This window comes from Arenimonas donghaensis DSM 18148 = HO3-R19 (assembly GCF_000743535.1).
GTDB classification, from domain to species: domain Bacteria; phylum Pseudomonadota; class Gammaproteobacteria; order Xanthomonadales; family Xanthomonadaceae; genus Arenimonas; species Arenimonas donghaensis.
Window position 1 is genome coordinate 48,020 of record NZ_AVCJ01000012.1, and the last position, 14,068, is coordinate 62,087.

The following is a 14,068-nucleotide window of genomic DNA, read 5'->3' on the forward strand; positions in this document are numbered from 1 at the left end:
CGTTCGGGACTGAAGTCCCTCCCACGGGGGTTACTTACGGCCCTCACGCCCCGCTGGCCGATTACGCCAGCATGCCGCGTCACGTCTCCGGTCCTGCAATGAACCCTTTACGCCTCCCCTTGGGGCTGGCCCTGGCCGTCGCCAGCCTGCCCGCCGCCGCCATCACCGTTGACGGGCGCATCGACCCGGCCGAATGGGCGCAGGCGCGCCACATCACCGACTTCGTCCGCGTCCAGCCCATCGACCGCGCCGAGCCGGCGCTGCGCACCGAGGCATGGCTGCTGGCCACGCCGCAGGGCCTGGCCGTCGCCTTCCGCGCCGAGCAGCCGCCGGGTGTGCCGCGCACCACCCAGCGCACCCGTCGCGACCAGGGCGGCGCCCTGGACCGGGTGAACCTGATGGTGGACTTCGACGGCGACGGCCGCACCGGCTACGACTTCATGGTGACGGTGGCCGGCGGCATCAGCGACGAGGTCATCACCAGCGAACGCAACTTCAACACCGACTGGGACGGGCACTGGCACCGCGCGGTGCAGCAGGACGAACAGGGCTGGTCGGTGGAGATGCTGGTGCCCTGGCACGTGGCGCCCATGGCGCGGCCCGAAGGCGGCGAACGCACCCTGGGCATCTATCTCGACCGCGTGGTCGGCAGTACCGGCGAACGTTACGGCTGGCCCTTCATCAGCTACCAGAACCCGAGTTTCCTGTCCGCCTTCCACAAGGTGCAGGTGCCGCACTACGAACAGTCGCTGCTGGCGGTGACACCCTACGTGGTCGGCGTGCACGACGCCGTCGGCGGCGGCAGCGACTTCGATGCCGGCGCCGACATCTTCTGGAAGCCCAACGGCCAGTTCCAGCTGTCGGCGACGATCAATCCCGACTTCGGCCAGGTCGAAAGCGACGACCTGGTGGTCAACTTCGGCGCGGTTGAAACCTTCTTCGGCGACAAGCGGCCGTTCTTCACCGAGAACCAGGGCCTGTTCGACGTGCCTTTCGGCGCCGGCAACAGCCGCCTGCTCTACACACGACGCATCGGCGGGCGGGCGGACGACGGCAGTGGTTCGGGCGACGTCACCGCCGCGGTCAAACTCAACGGCAGCCTGGGCCAGGTGCGCTACGGCGTCCTGGCCGCGGCCGAGGGCGACGAGGCGGGTCGCGACTTCTTCGCGCTGCGTGCCACCCGCGACTTCGGCGCCCAGGACCTGGGCACCATGCTCACGCACGTCGACCGGCCTTTCCTGGACCGGACTGCCACGGTCTATTCGGTCGACCACCTGTGGACGCCGACCCCAGCCTGGGTGGTGCGCACCCAGGCCGTGGCCTCGTCGGTGGACCAGTCCGGGGAGCGCAGCGACGACTTTGGCTGGCAGCTGCGCGCAGACCAGGCGCTGGGGGACGGCTGGCGCCAGCAGTTCTACGTCCTGCACCTGGGCGACGAGCTGCAGCTCAACGATATCGGCTACCTCGATCGCAACAACTTCAATTACCTGCGCTACGAACTGGCGCGCCGCCGCAGCGACTTCGCGCCGGGCTCGCGCTATGCGTCCTGGGAAACCCGCTGGGCGGTGTCGAACCGCCGCAACGGGCAGGGCACGGTGATCGCCGAGGCCGCGGCGATCAATCGTTATGCCGAGCGCCGCGACGGCGGCAGCGAGTTCTGGGATGTGTCGGCCTGGTCCAGCGGCCACGACGACCTGATCACCCGCGGCAACGGCGTCGTCCGTATGCCCGAAAAGCTCTACCTGTTCTGGGAACGCTCGCGCCCGCGCCGCGGCCCCTGGGCGTTCTACGGTTCGGCGCGCGCCGCCGGCGAAGGCCTGGACGGTGCCAGCGTCATGGGGCTGCAGCTGACGGTCCAGCCGACCCTGCACCTGAGCGACAGCCTGTCGCTGCAGGGCAACCTGGCGCTGCAGCACAACCCGGACTGGCTGCTGTGGCGCGGCGGCACCCGGCTGGGCAGTTTCCGGGCCGATACGGTGCGCGCCGGCCTGAACCTGCAGTGGCAGCTGGGACACCGGCAGGAGCTGCGGGTGAAGCTGGAGTCGATCGCACTCGATGCCCGGCTGCGCCAGGCTTGGCAGGTGGGGCCGGGCGGGCAGCCGGTGCCGACGAGCGACCCGATTCCGGACTTCAGCCTGGCCAACCTGGGCTTCCAGATCCGCTACCGCTACGAACTCGCGCCGCTGTCGGACCTGTACGTGGTCTATGGCCGGGGCGGGGCGCTGCTCGAGGAGGGCAGCCGGTCGCTGGCCGACCTGCTGGGCGACGCCACCAGCCTGCGTGATGCCGAGCAGCTGCTCATCAAGCTCAGCTACCGGTTCGCCAACTGAGGTGGCCTTCCTCGTTCGGGACTGAAGTCCCTTCCACAGGGACTGAGGTCCCTCCCACAGGGACTGCCTCGGGACCGGGCGGGAGTGATGCCTGGCTGAATGGCCCTGCCACACGGCTTGCGGGCCCGCCCTGATCTAGGTCTAATGTTTCAGAAATTTCTGAAACCTGAGGCATCGCCGTGGACCTTCCCCCGCTCAGCCAGGCTTTCGTGCTGCATTTTGGTGAAATGGGCAGCCGTTGGGGCATCAACCGGACCGTGGGGCAGATCTACGCCGTGCTGTTCATCTCGGCCCGGCCGCTGACCGCCGACGAGATCACCGACCGCCTGGGCGTCAGCCGTTCGAACGTCAGCATGGGCCTCAAGGAGCTCTCCTCCTGGCGCCTGGTGCGCCTGAGCCACCAGCCCGGCGATCGCCGCGACTTCTACACCGCGCCCGAGGACGTCTGGGCGATCTTCAAGACCCTGGCCGAGGAGCGCCAGCGGCGCGAAGTCGACCCGACGCTGTCGATGCTGCGCGACGCCTTGCTCGAAACCCCGGATTCGCCCGAGGAGCGGCACGCCCAGGCACGCATGCGCGAGATGCACGACCTGATCGAGCAGCTGACCGACTGGTTCGCCGAGGTGCGCAAGCTGTCCCCGGCCACCCTCGAGAAGTTGATGGCCCTGGGCACCACCGCCACCAAGTTGCTGGACATGAAGGAGCGCCTGCTGGGCGGACCGGCCCCGGCACCACCGGACGCGGCCGCCGGGGAGACGCGCTGATGGACGCCGGCGGCGCCATGGACGCCCTGATGCTGGCGCGGGTGCAGTTCGCGGCCAACATCAGTTTCCACATCCTGTTTCCCACCATCACCATCGCCCTGGCCTGGGTGCTGCTGTTCTTCAAGCTGCGCTACCTGCGCACCGGCGATGAAAAATGGCTGTCTTCGTACTTCTTCTGGGTGAAGGTGTTCGCGCTCAGCTTCGGCATGGGCGTGGTCAGTGGCGTGACCATGAGTTTCCAGTTCGGCACCAACTGGCCGGGCTACATGAACACCGTCGGCAACATCGCCGGGCCCCTGTTGGCCTATGAAGTACTGACGGCATTTTTCCTGGAAGCCAGCTTCCTGGGCATCATGCTGTTTGGCCGCAAGCGCGTCGGCGAGCGCCTGCACACCCTGGCGACGGTGCTGGTGGCCGCAGGCACGACGATGTCGGCGTTCTGGATCCTGGCGCTCAACTCCTGGATGCAGACGCCGGTCGGCTTCGAACTCATCGATGGCATCGTGCACCCGACCGACTGGTGGGCGGTGGTCTTCAATCCGTCCTTCCCCTACCGCCTGGTGCACATGCTGCTAGCCTCGGGACTGACCGTGGCTTTCCTGCTGGCGGGGCTGTCGGCCTTTCGGTGGCTGCGCGGCGACCGCGGCGCCGACGTGCTCGCGACCTTGCGCACCGGCGTGGTGATGGCCGCCGTGCTGATCCCGGCGCAGATCCTGGCCGGCGACATGCACGGCCTGAACACGCTCGAACACCAGCCGGCCAAGATCGCGGCCATGGAAGGCATCTGGGAGGACGAGCGCGGCGCGCCGGCCCTGCTGTTCGGCTGGCCGAACGAAGTCGACCGACGCAACGACTACGCCATCGGCGTGCCCGGGCTGGCGGCGCTGATCCTCACCCACAAGCTCGACGGCGAGCTCAAGGGGCTGGACAGCTTCGAGGACCACCCGCCGGTGCTGGCGGTGTTCTGGGGTTTCCGGGTCATGGTCGGCGTCGGCGTGCTGATGCTGCTGGTGTCCTGGCTGGCGGCCTGGCAGCTGCGTCGCCGCGGCGAGCCGTCGCCCTGGCTGGCGCGCGTGCTGGTGGGCATGACCTTTTCGGGCTGGGTGGCGACGCTCGCCGGCTGGTACGTCACCGAGATCGGCCGCCAGCCCTGGCTGGTGACCGGCGTGCTGCGCACCGCCGACGCGGTGTCGGCGACGCCGGCGCCGATCGTCGGGCTCAGCCTCAGTGCCTACCTGATCATCTACCTGGTCCTGCTGCTGGCCTACGTGTCGGTGCTGTTCCACCTGGCCCGCAAGAGTGGCAGCACGGTCGCGCCCCCCATCACCGCCGCGCGCGGCGAACCCGACGAATCCTGAGGAGGCTCCATGGATGCCTGGCTGCCGCTGATCTTCATGGGCCTGATGGCCCTGGCCATGCTGGTCTACGTGGTGCTCGACGGCTACGACCTGGGCGTGGGCCTGCTGGTGCCTTTCGCCGACGGTCCGGGCAAGGACCGCATGGTCGCCTCCATCGGCCCGTTCTGGGACGCCAACGAAACCTGGCTGGTGCTGGGCGTCGGGCTGCTGCTGGTCGCCTTCCCGGTGGCACACGGCGTCATCCTGGGCGCGCTGTACCTGCCGGTGCTGGTGATGCTGCTGGGCCTGATCCTGCGCGGCGTCGCCTTTGATTTCCGCGCCAAGGCGCACGACGAACACCGGGCGCTGTGGAACGCCGCCTTCAGCGTCGGCTCGCTGGCGGCGGCGCTGGCGCAGGGTTACATGGTCGGGCGCTACGTGCTGGGCTTCGAACCGGGCGCGGTGCCGATGCTGTTCGCCGCCTTCATCGCGCTGTGCCTGGCGGCGGGTTATGCGTTGCTGGGCGCGACCTGGCTGCTGATGAAGATGCAGGGGCCGCTGATCCGGCAGGCGGCCGGCTGGGGCTGGTGGGCGCTGTGGCTGACCGGGCTGGGCATCGCCGCGGTGTCGGTGGCGACGCCCTTCGTATCGCCGCGCATCTTCGAGAAGTGGTTCGCGCTGCCCAACTTCTTCCTGCTGATGCCGGTGCCGCTGCTGACGGCCGGCCTGTTCGCGATCTGCGAGAGCCACCTGCGCCGCATCCGGCGTGGCGGCAAGGGCCGCGACTGGGTGCCGTTCGCGGCGGCGATCGGCATGTTCGTGCTGGCCTTCGGCGGCCTCGCCTACAGCGTCTATCCCTACCTGGTGATCGACCAGATCGTGTTCTGGGACGCGGCCGCCGCGCCGGGTTCACTCAAGATCATCCTGGCCGGCGCGCTGGTGACGCTGCCGATGATCATCGGCTACACGGTGTTCGCCTACCGGGTGTTCTGGGGCCGGGACACCGAACTGAGCTACGAGTGACCCGGGCCGGTCAGCGGCAGCTCGACAGCCTGGTGGCCGCGGCGTAGTTGCTGGCGCGGCAGTTCCATTCCAGGCTGCCGTCGGCGCGCACGGTCGGCGTGAGCCGGATGACGCCGCTGCGCGCCACGTGCGGCTTGACCAGGATCGCCACCTGGCCGAAGGGCTGCACGGTGATGCTGGCCACGGGGCCGCCGGCATGGTCGTCGGGGATGCCCAGGCCCAGCTGGGCCAGGTTGCGCGGCCAGGTGCCCTGGGCGGCATAAAACGCGTCCACGGCTTCCTGGATCGGGCGTGCGCGCTCGATCGCGTCGGCGGCCTGGGCCTGGTCCGGCGACAGTGGCCCGGGACCCAGTGGCGTGGTTTCCATCGGCATCGGAGCGGGCCGGTTTGCCGGCGCGGCCTTCACCGGGACCTGCGGCTCGAGGTCTGGCAGCGTGGCGTAGTGCACCGACACCCGGTAGGCCACCAGGGCCAGCAGGACGCTCAGTACCAGCGCGACGTAGAGGGGCGCAACGCGTTTCATCCGTGCCTTCACCGGCGCGGCCGACGTGGCCGCGCCAGCAGTCTAACCGGCATCAGTCGTCGTCGTGTCGAGGCCGGTAGGCCTCCACCAGCTGCTTTTGCACGGCACCGGGCACGGGCTCGTAGTGGCTGAACTCGAGCTCGTAGCGGCCGCGGCCGGCGGTGGCGCCCTTGAGTTCGGTGGCGTAGTCGCCCAGTTCCGACAGCGGCACCTGCGCCTTGACCAGCATTTCGCCGCCGCGACCGGCGTCGGTGCCGTGGATGCGCGCGCGCTTGCCGGCGAGCTGGCCGGTGATGTCGCCCATGTGTTCCTCGGGCACCGCCACCACCAGGTCGACGATGGGCTCGAGCACCTGCGGCCGCGCCTTGAGGATCGCGTCCAGGAAGGCCTTCTTGCCGGCCGCGACGAAGGCGACTTCCTTGGAGTCGACGCTGTGATACTTGCCGTCGTACACGGTCACGCGCACGTCCTGCAGCTGGTAGCCGGCGATGGCGCCGCCGTCGAGCACCTGGCGCACGCCCTTTTCCACGGCCGGGATGAACTGGCCGGGGATGGTGCCGCCCTTCACCGCATCGACGAACTCGAAGCCCTTGCCGCGCTCGAGCGGTTCGATGCGCAGGAAAACCTCGCCGAACTGGCCGGCGCCGCCGGTCTGTTTCTTGTGCCGGTAGTGGCCCTCGGCCTGGGCGCCGATGGTCTCGCGGTAGGCGATGCGCGGGGGATGCGTGGCCACGTCGACGCCGTAGCGCTCGCGGATGCGTTCGAGCATCACCCGCAGGTGCAGTTCGCCCAGTCCGCGGATGACGGTTTCGTTGAGTTCGGTGTTGTGCTCGACCAGGAAACCCGGGTCCTCCTCGGCCAGCTTGTGCAGGGTCGTGGCGAGCTTCTGCTCCTGGCCGCGGGTGGCGGCTTCGATGGCCAGCCCGAACATCGGCTTCGGGAAATCCAGCGGCTTGAGCCGGATGTCGTCCTCGTCGTGGCTGTCGTGCAAGACGGCATCGAAGTGGATATCGTCCACCTTGGCCACCGCGGCGATGTCGCCGGGCAGGGCCTGGTCGACCTCGACGTGGTCCTTGCCCTGCAGCTTGAAAAGATGCCCCACCTTGAACGGCTTGCGGCCATCGTCGATGAACAGCTGGCTGTCCCTGCGCACCGTGCCCTGGAACACCCGGAACACGCTCAGTTTCCCGACGAAGGGGTCGTTGACGATCTTGAACACGTCGGCGACCACGTGGGCGTCGGGGTCGGGCTGGGCCGCGAAGGGCTGGCCGTTCTTCTCGAACGGCGGCGGGTTGCCTTCCATCGGATTGGGAAAAAGTTTCTCCGCCAGGTCCAGCAGCTCGGTCACCCCGACGCCGTTGCGCGCCGACACGAAGCACACCGGCACCAGGTGGCCCTCGCGCAGGCACTGTTCGAAGGCGTCGTGCAGCGCCTGCCCGGACAGGCCTTCCTCGCCGTCTTCCAGGTAGCGCTCCATCACTTGTTCGTTGATCTCCACCACCTGGTCGACGATGCGCTGGTGGGCATCGGCCACCGGGCCCAGGTCGGAGTCGCCTTCGGGATTGAAGAAACAGTCGACCACCCGCGTGCCCTTGTCGGCGGGCAGGTTGATCGGCAGGCATTCGGGGCCGAAGGCGTCGCGCAGTTCCTCGAGCAACACCGGCAGGTGGCCGGGGTCGACGTCGATCTTGTTGACCACCAGCACCCGGCACAGGTTGCGGGCCCGGGCGTACTCCATCATCCGGCGGGTGCCGTATTCGACGCCGGTGGCGGCGTTGACCACCACGGCCACCGTTTCCACCGCCGAGAACGCCGACAGGCTGGGTCCGCGGAAGTCGGGATAGCCCGGGGTGTCGATCAGGTTGACGTGGATGCCGGCGTGGTCGGTGCTGGCGATGGCGGTGTTGAGCGAATGACCGCGGGCCTTTTCCATCGGATCGAAGTCCGACACCGTGCTGCCGCGTTCCAGGCTGCCTGCTGCGGGAATCGCGCCGCCGGCAAACAGCAGGGCTTCGAACAGGGTGGTCTTGCCGGCGCCGGAGTGGCCTGCCAGGGCCACGTTGCGGATTTGCGCTGTGCTGTACGACATGAGGCCGTTCCTCCCGAGGGTGGGTGGTTGGGCCGTCATGGTCGGCGGCGCGATGGCGCTGCCTTTTCGGTCGTCGAACGCGACCGCGCGTCGGTCATGGCGGACGCCCGGCCGGGGCCGGGGCGACTAGCCTCCTACTCCCGCCGGCCCGGGTCAACCGGCGGCGCGGGCCGCCCGGTCGACGGTGGCCTGGATGGCCGCCAGGCGCGGTTCGATGTCGGCGGCGTGCTTGCGCCACTTGTCCGGGGCCGGCGTCGTGAGTGTGTAGCGGGACAGCGGCAGGACGCCGCCCAGGTCGCGGTCCCAGCCCCAGCCGGCCCAGGCGCCCAGCCGTTCCACGGTGCCCTGCGGGTCGGCCAGGAAGCGGTCGTGGTCGATGCCCGTCCAGTCGGCGCCGTCCAGGGCCTGGAGGTCGTCGAGCAACAGGCGGGTGGCGGTTTCCCATTGCCCGGTGACGACGTCGGCCAGCGGCTTGCCCGACAGCTCGCGCCAGCCGGGCACCAGCAGGAACGACCAGGGCAGGCCCTGCCAGCCGGGCAGGTTGGGGTACATGACGAAGCGCCCGGACTGCCAGCCTTCGATCATGCTGGCCAGCACCTGGCGCGGGTCGCGGTGCAGGTAGATGAAGCGGGCGTCCGGGAACACCTTGCGCAGGAAGGGAATGCGCAGGGCGTTTTTCGGGGTTTTTTCCAGCAGGCGCACCGCGGCCTTCCCGGGCGAGTGGCCGTTACGGTCGCGCAGCGCGTCGAAGAAGCGCTGGCGCAGCTGCGCGACCACCTCCGGCGACGCGTCGTCGGCGAGCAGCCGGTTCGAATCATGGCCGCGCTGCGACGGCGCCAGGCCGGGTACGCCTTCGATGAGGCTGTGGCTCTCGTTGCCGATGCTGAATACGCCCGGCGCCTTGACCAGGGTCTCGAACATGAGCGTGGAACCCGAACGCGGCGGGCTGACGATGAACACCGGGCGTTCGAAGCTCGCCGCCGTTGCCTCGCGCCTGACGACGGCCGGCGCCGCTGCGCCGGGCAGCGCCGGCGCGTCGCCGTGCACGTCCTTGCGCGCGACCTGCATCGCGCTGCCCTGGTCGCCCAGGGCCACGCCGAAGACGTACATGTCGAGCATGTACATCAGCCCGACTTCGTTGCGCAGGCCGATTTCGCCGGCGCCGCGGGCCAGGGCGTCGGCCCGGCCCTGTTCCAGCAGTTCGCGGTAGCGCGGCCAGCCGGCGCTGGTTTCCCCGAACGCCGACCACAGCGCATGCCAGCGCCGCGAGAAGTCGACCAGGCCCTGCTGGACCACGGCCAGGCGCGGGTGCGGCACGGCTTCGCCGAGCAGGAAGACGAAATGTTCGCGGATCTCCCAGGGCGTCATCACCACCGGCAGGTTGACGTTTTCGAAGTCGATGGCGACGTCGCCCTTGCCGGCCAGCGGCACCGGCCGCGGCTGCCAGCCCGGAATGCTGCGCCCGGCGGGACGGCCGCGCGCGATCAGGTCCCAGAGCCCGGCGCCGCCGACGGTGTCGGCGACCAGGTGGATGCGGGTGCTGGCATTGCCGTTGAGCACGCGGTGCCGCGACCAGGTGTCGAAGATCCAGCACTCGCCGGCCTTCATGTTGGTTTCGCTGCCACCGACCTGGAAGCGTACGTCCGGCGTCGTGGTCACCGGCACGTGCACGCGCATGCGTTCGCGCCAGTAGTAGTTGGTGTCCACGTGTTCGGTGACTTCGGCCTGGCCCGACAGGCGCATCAGCCGCGACCGGCCCCAGGTGGCGCCCAGCGCCGACAGCACTTCCTTCACCCGCGGCAGGCTTTCGAGCGCCGGGGTGGGGCGCATGTCGCCGGCCAGGTCGTCGTTGTCCGGGTCGCCACCAGTGGCGACCAGGGTAAGGGCGCTGTTGCCGGGCAGCTTGTTCGGATGCGGTCGCCAGTGCGATTCGTCGACCTGGGCGATTTCACTGGCCAGGGCCTCGGCGTCGAAGGACACCGGCAGCTGGAGGAAGGGGACCTGGAGTTTCATGTCGCGCCCATGGTACCGGGCGTGCGACGGGGCAGCCAATGCCGCCGCGGCGGGCCGGCGTACACTGGCGGTTCCGGCCGCGACGCGGCCCACGGACAGGAGAATCAGCATGGGATTCAAGCGCCACGCCACCGCCCACTGGGAAGGCAACCTCGAGACCGGCCAGGGCCGGATGAGCACGCCGCAGAGCGGCCTGTTCGACGGCACCCGGTACTCGTTCAAGACCCGCTTCGGTGACGAAAAGGGTTCGAACCCGGAGGAACTGCTGGCCGCCGCCCACGCCGGCTGCTACTCGATGGCCCTGAGCTTCATCCTGCAGAACGCCGGCCACACCGCCGAGCGCATCGACACCCGTGCCGACGTGCAGATGGAAATGTCCCCGGGTCCGCATGCCACCGGCGTGCACCTGACGGTGTCGGCCAAGGTGCCGGGCATTTCCGCCGAGGAGTTCGCCGGGTTTGCCGAAAACGCCAAGGAAAACTGCGTGATCTCCAAGGCCCTGGGCATCCCGGTGACCATGGACGCCACGTTTGGCTGAGCCGCTGCGCGGCGCGGTGTTCGTGCACGGCGCCGGTGCCGGTGGCTGGGAGTGGGGGGCGTGGGCACGCGTGTTCGAGGCCGCGGGCCTTTGCGTCGCGGCGCCCGACCTGCGTGCCGGCCCCGACGGACTCGCGGCGACCTCCCTGGCCGATTACTCGGCGCAGGTGGCCGGCTGGCTGGGCGCGGTGCCGCGGCCACGGCTGCTGGCCGGCGCCAGCCTGGGCGGGCTGCTGGCGGCGATGAATGCCGGTGCCGCCGACGCCCTGGTGCTGTTCAACCCGATGCCACCCGCGGGGCTGCCGGATGCGCCCCGGCGGCCGGCCATCGTGCCCTGGCGCCGCGGTGCTTCGCTGGCGGGAACCCGCCGCGCGCTACCGGATGCCGATGACGCTGCGGCGCTGTTCGCTTTCCGGCGTTGGCGCGACGAGTCCGGTGCCGCGCTCGACCAGGCCCAGGCCGGCGTCGCGGTGCCGCGGCCCGGCGTGCCCGTGCTGGTGATCGCATCCGAGCACGACGACGACGTGCCGCCGGCTGCTTCCCTGGCGCTCGCGCACGACTGGAAGGCCACGGCGTGGCGGCTGCCGGGCAGCCATGCTGGCCCGCTGCTGGGTCGCGACGCGGCGTGCCTGGCGGGCCGGGTCCTGGACTGGGCCTGCGCCTGCGGCAGGGACTTCAGTCCCGAAACCGTTCGGGACTGAAGTCCCTCCCGCGAAAAGCGATATCGTGCTGCGTGCCCGTTTCCGGAGGAGTGCTGCCGATGCGTCCGTTTTCGCTGTTGATCCCCTTGGCCGCCGCCTGCGGCCTGGCCCATGCCCAGGACGCGACCCTGCTGGTCGCCAGCCGCATCCATACCGGCGATCCGGACCAGCCGGTGGTGGAAGCGATCGCCTGGGATGCCAGCGGCCGGGTGCTGGCGGCGGGCACGGCGAAGGAGCTCGCGCTTCGATTCCCCGATGCCGGGCGCCATGACGCCGGCGACGCCACCGTGGTGCCGGGCCTGGTCGATGCCCATGCGCACCTGATGAACCTCGGTTACGCGCTGCTTAGCGCCGACCTCGTCGACGCGGCCAGCAAGGAGGAGGTGATCGCCAGGCTGCAGGCCTTCGAAGCCACGTTGCCCGAAGGTGCCTGGTTGCTGGGCCGGGGCTGGGACCAGAACGACTGGCCGGGCAAGGCCTTCCCCACCGCGGCGGACCTCGATGCCGCCTTCCCGGACCGTCCGGTCTGGCTCGAGCGCATCGACGGCCACGCCGGCTGGGCCAACAGCGCCGCCCTGCGCGCGGTGGACAAGGACCTGTCGGGCACCTGGCAGCCCGAAGGCGGACGCATCCTGCGCGACGATGCGGGCCAGGCCACCGGCGTGTTCATCGATACCGCGGCGCGGCTGGTGGACGCGGTCATGCCGCGACCCGACGATGCCCTGCGCGCCGAGGCGCTGGCGCGTGCGCTCGAAGCCGCGGTCGCCCACGGCCTGACCGGCGTGCACGACATGGGCGTGTCCCTGGACGACCTGCGCCTGATGCGCCGCTTCGCCGACGCCGGCAGGCTGCCGCTGCGCATCAGCGCCTACGCCAACGGCGATGCCGCGGCGCTGGACGTGCTCTGCGCCATGGGCCCCTACGAACACGGCTCGGGCCGCCTGGCCATGCGCGGCGTGAAGTTCTACGTCGACGGTGCGCTGGGCAGCCGCGGCGCCGCCCTCATCGAGGACTACAGCGACGAACCGGGCCATCGCGGCCTCCTGGTCACCGAACCGGCGGCTTATGCCGCGGGCGTGGCCAAGGCGCGCGACTGCGGCATCCAGCCGGCCAGCCACGCCATCGGTGACCGCGGCAACCGCATCGTGCTCGACACCTACGCCGCGGCGCTGGGCGACCGGGCCGGTGGCGACCATCGCTGGCGGGTCGAACACGCCCAGGTCGTGCACCGCGACGACCTGCCGCGCTTCGCCAGCCTGAAAGTCATCGCATCCATGCAGCCCACGCATGCCACCTCCGACATGCCCTGGGCCGAAGCCCGCATCGGGCGCGAGCGTCTTTATGGCGCCTACGCCTGGCAGCGCCTGCACGCGCTCGGCGTGCCGCTGGCCCTGGGCTCGGACTTCCCGGTGGAATCGGTGGATCCGCGCCTGGGCCTGTATTCGGCCGTGACCCGCGCCGACCGCGAGGGCGAACCGTCCGGTGGCTGGCTACCCGACCAGAGGCTGTCGCCGGATCAGGCGCTGGCCGGCTTCACCGCCGGCGCCGCGTTCGCGTCCTTCGACGACGCCGACATTGGTCGCCTGGCGCCGGGCTTCCGCGCCGATTTCGTCGTGCTCGACGCCGACCCGCTGGCGGTCGATGCGGCGCGCCTGCCCGAAATGAAAGTGATCTCGACCTGGGTCGACGGCAAACCCGTCTTCACCGCCGACTGACCCGGCAGCGTCCTGTAGGAGCGGCTTCAGCCGCGAATCTTTTGACTTTGCCCTTGGCAAAGAACGACTTCGCGGCTGAAGCCGCTCCTACAGGTGTGCGCGAACAGTCGAAGTCGCCGCGCACTGGGGTGGGTCACCAGTCGAGGTCGCCGCGCACGACGGTCTGCACCTGGCCGCCCGACCAGACCTCGCCTTCGGCGTCGACCTGCAGGTAGAGGCGGGCGTCGTGGCCGACTTCGCGGCCCTGGCTGACCACGTAGGCGCCATCGGCGCGGGGCAGGGCGCCGGCCTCGTGCAGCCAGGCGGCCAGCGTGGCGTTGGCGGCACCGGACGCGGCGTCTTCCACCTGCGCCGGCTGGCCGACGAAAGCGCGAACGGCCAGGTCGTGCTCGCCGCCGGTGCAGCGGGCGAAGACGCACAGGCCCATGGCTTCGGTGTCGGCGGCCAGCGCGGCGATGTCCGCCCAGGGTGGCGTCAGCGCCCGCAGCGTGGCTTCGTCGCGCAGTTCGGCCAGCCACCAGCGGCGGCCGCCGTCCATCAATACCGGCGGCAGGCGGCCCAGAGCCATGCCCGACAGCGCCGGCGCCAGCCGCGGGTCGTCGGCGCGACCTGTTTCGAGCACCCGGGCGCGCGGCGCACGCACCGCCAGCCGGCGCTCGCGGCCCTGGCCATGCACGCGGATGGGCAGTAGGCCGACGGCGCATTCCTGCACCAGCACGCCCTCGCGCGGCGTCGCCAGGCCGGCGTCGAGCACCGCATGGGCGCTGCCGATGCTGGGGTGGCCGGCGAACGGCACTTCGCGGCGCGGGCTGAAGATGCGCAGGCGATAGCTGGCTTCCGGCGTCGAAGGCGGCAGCACGAAGGTGGTTTCCGGCAGCCGGGTCCAGCGCGCGATGGCCTGCATCGCCGATTCGTCGAGTGTTTCGGCAGCCAGGACCACGGCCAGCGGGTTGCCGTCGCCCGGCCGGGACGCGAAGACGTCGAGTTGTACGAAGGGATGGCGCATCGGGGGCTTCCTGCCCGTCAAAGTCGCGAA

Annotated in this window: 11 protein-coding genes; 7 read left to right on the forward strand and 4 right to left on the reverse strand. The window is 70.2% G+C overall.

From position 1 onward, the window contains the following. Positions 1 to 98: 98 nt before the first annotated feature. From N788_RS06550 to N788_RS06565, 4 genes are all read left to right on the forward strand, one after another. Positions 99 to 2,330: a carbohydrate binding family 9 domain-containing protein gene (locus tag N788_RS06550; RefSeq protein ID WP_034222691.1), complete on the forward strand. Its 2,232-nt coding sequence runs from the start codon at positions 99 to 101 to the stop codon at positions 2,328 to 2,330. A gap of 179 nt (positions 2,331 to 2,509) precedes the next feature. Then, entirely contained in the window at positions 2,510 to 3,094 is a 585-nt protein-coding gene (locus N788_RS06555) for a GbsR/MarR family transcriptional regulator (protein ID WP_034222693.1), read from the forward strand. Further along, on the forward strand, positions 3,094 to 4,452 hold the full coding sequence (locus N788_RS06560) for a cytochrome ubiquinol oxidase subunit I (RefSeq protein WP_034222695.1): 1,359 nt from the start codon (positions 3,094 to 3,096) through the stop codon (positions 4,450 to 4,452). The genes N788_RS06555 and N788_RS06560 overlap by 1 nt, the downstream gene beginning before the upstream one ends. 9 nt (positions 4,453 to 4,461) lie before the next feature. Then, on the forward strand, positions 4,462 to 5,454 hold the full coding sequence (locus tag N788_RS06565; protein ID WP_034222697.1) for a cytochrome d ubiquinol oxidase subunit II: 993 nt from the start codon (positions 4,462 to 4,464) through the stop codon (positions 5,452 to 5,454). Positions 5,455 to 5,464: 10 nt separating this feature from the next. Here the strand turns inward: N788_RS06565 and N788_RS06570 are convergent, their stop codons facing one another. The 3 genes from N788_RS06570 to N788_RS13875 form a co-directional block, all read right to left on the reverse strand. Then, positions 5,465 to 5,977 carry a pilin gene (locus tag N788_RS06570; protein WP_152560405.1) on the reverse strand — a complete coding sequence of 171 codons (513 nt, stop codon included), beginning with the start codon at positions 5,975 to 5,977 and terminating at the stop codon, positions 5,465 to 5,467. Between the two features lie 52 nt (positions 5,978 to 6,029). Further along, a complete protein-coding gene (gene fusA, locus N788_RS06575; protein ID WP_034222702.1) occupies positions 6,030 to 8,066 on the reverse strand; it encodes an elongation factor G in 2,037 nt (678 codons plus the stop codon). 153 nt (positions 8,067 to 8,219) lie between these two features. Further along, positions 8,220 to 10,079 carry a sulfotransferase gene (locus N788_RS13875; RefSeq protein WP_051924443.1) on the reverse strand — a complete coding sequence of 620 codons (1,860 nt, stop codon included), beginning with the start codon at positions 10,077 to 10,079 and terminating at the stop codon, positions 8,220 to 8,222. Between the two features lie 109 nt (positions 10,080 to 10,188). Here N788_RS13875 and N788_RS06585 point away from each other — a divergent pair, with 109 nt between their 5' ends. The 3 genes from N788_RS06585 to N788_RS06595 are packed head-to-tail and all read left to right on the forward strand — an operon-like array spanning position 10,189 to position 13,032. Further along, complete coding sequence (locus tag N788_RS06585) at positions 10,189 to 10,617, forward strand: OsmC family protein (protein WP_034222704.1); 429 nt, start codon at positions 10,189 to 10,191, stop codon at positions 10,615 to 10,617. Next, positions 10,610 to 11,317, forward strand: coding sequence for an alpha/beta fold hydrolase (locus N788_RS13880; RefSeq protein WP_051924444.1), 708 nt, complete (start codon positions 10,610 to 10,612; stop codon positions 11,315 to 11,317). The genes N788_RS06585 and N788_RS13880 overlap by 8 nt, the downstream gene beginning before the upstream one ends. 59 nt (positions 11,318 to 11,376) lie before the next feature. After that, a complete protein-coding gene (locus tag N788_RS06595) occupies positions 11,377 to 13,032 on the forward strand; it encodes an amidohydrolase (protein WP_084695930.1) in 1,656 nt (551 codons plus the stop codon). Positions 13,033 to 13,165: 133 nt separating this feature from the next. On the opposite strand, the gene N788_RS06600 is transcribed toward N788_RS06595, so the two are convergent. Continuing rightward, positions 13,166 to 14,038 (reverse strand): PhzF family phenazine biosynthesis protein, encoded by an 873-nt coding sequence (locus N788_RS06600; protein WP_034222707.1) that lies wholly within the window; start codon positions 14,036 to 14,038, stop codon positions 13,166 to 13,168. Positions 14,039 to 14,068: the final 30 nt, after the last annotated feature.

Excerpts from the sequence above, each read along its gene's own strand:
- N788_RS06600 (WP_034222707.1), bottom strand. The coding sequence starts at position 14,038 with ATGCGCCATCCCTTCGTACAACTCGACGTCTTCGCGTCCCGGCCGGGC.
- N788_RS06595 (WP_084695930.1), top strand. The coding sequence starts at position 11,377 with ATGCGTCCGTTTTCGCTGTTGATCCCCTTGGCCGCCGCCTGCGGCCTG.
- N788_RS06585 (WP_034222704.1), top strand. The coding sequence starts at position 10,189 with ATGGGATTCAAGCGCCACGCCACCGCCCACTGGGAAGGCAACCTCGAG.
- N788_RS06565 (WP_034222697.1), top strand. The coding sequence starts at position 4,462 with ATGGATGCCTGGCTGCCGCTGATCTTCATGGGCCTGATGGCCCTGGCC.
- N788_RS13875 (WP_051924443.1), bottom strand. The coding sequence starts at position 10,079 with ATGAAACTCCAGGTCCCCTTCCTCCAGCTGCCGGTGTCCTTCGACGCC.
- fusA (WP_034222702.1), bottom strand. The coding sequence starts at position 8,066 with ATGTCGTACAGCACAGCGCAAATCCGCAACGTGGCCCTGGCAGGCCAC.
- N788_RS06570 (WP_152560405.1), bottom strand. The coding sequence starts at position 5,977 with ATGAAACGCGTTGCGCCCCTCTACGTCGCGCTGGTACTGAGCGTCCTG.
- N788_RS06550 (WP_034222691.1), top strand. The coding sequence starts at position 99 with ATGAACCCTTTACGCCTCCCCTTGGGGCTGGCCCTGGCCGTCGCCAGC.
- N788_RS06560 (WP_034222695.1), top strand. The coding sequence starts at position 3,094 with ATGGACGCCGGCGGCGCCATGGACGCCCTGATGCTGGCGCGGGTGCAG.